Source organism: Pedobacter jamesrossensis (genome assembly GCF_042650905.1).
Classification (GTDB): Bacteria; Bacteroidota; Bacteroidia; order Sphingobacteriales; family Sphingobacteriaceae; genus Pedobacter; species Pedobacter jamesrossensis.
Genome location: NZ_JBHSBY010000057.1, coordinates 1 through 874, shown reverse-complemented (window position 1 = coordinate 874; position 874 = coordinate 1). Strand labels below are relative to the sequence as shown.

The following is an 874-nucleotide window of genomic DNA, read 5'->3' as shown; positions in this document are numbered from 1 at the left end:
TCCTGACTTGTCCCCTTTAAATTTAGTGCGGTTTTAAGTTGTTGATAATCAATTTATTGATAATTTATTTTATTAAATTTACCGCACTAAGGCTAAGTTTCTGATGAAAATAAGGGTGGTTACAACAGGCTCCAATGCAAAGGCAGTTCAGGTAGTTCGGTATCAGGACAATAAAAGGGTTATATTACAGCATCTAGGCTCGGCCCATACCGAAACAGCACTTGCCGATTTGCTACTTTTGGCAGAAGAATGGATAAAAAGCTATTCGGAACAACTCTCTATTTTTCCCGACGAAAATCCTAATAGCCTGCTCCATCTTAACCATTGCACTTTTATCGGTGTCAAATACCATTTTTTTCAGGAACAGATCAGTGCTATCCAAGGGCAACTAGGGCTTGATAGCTTGCCCATATTACTCAAAGACCTGGTAACGATGCGGATATTTGAACCTGCGTCCAAACTTCGTTCTTTAGAGCTGATGGAACAGTTCTTTGGCATTACCCATAGCCGTAAGACGTACTATAAGATAGCCCCAAAGTGTATTGATTTAAAGGAAGCCGTTGAAGAGAAAGTTGTAAAGTTTGCTAAAGAACACTATGATTTCAATTTTGACATCTTGTTTTATGATGTTACGACCCTTTATTTCGAGACTTTTGAAGAAGACGATTTGCGAAAGAATGGATTTTCCAAGGACAACAAATCTCAACAGCCACAGATCCTGATTGCTTTGATGGTCAGTAAAGAAGGCTTTCCGGTCGCCTATGAAGTTTTTTCTGGAAATACATTCGAGGGACACACTATCATTCCCGTAGTTAAAGACTTCATCGAACGAAACAAGGTAAGCTCATTTACAGTGGTTGCCGATGCAGCTATG

1 protein-coding gene is annotated in these 874 nt (G+C 39.5%); it reads left to right on the top strand.

Annotation, left to right across the window (positions count from 1 at the left end; all coding sequences use genetic code 11):
- Nucleotides 1-103: 103 nt before the first annotated feature.
- Nucleotides 104-874: IS1634 family transposase (locus ACFOUY_RS08980; protein ID WP_378960169.1), on the top strand; the 771-nt coding region annotated here is incomplete at its 3' end.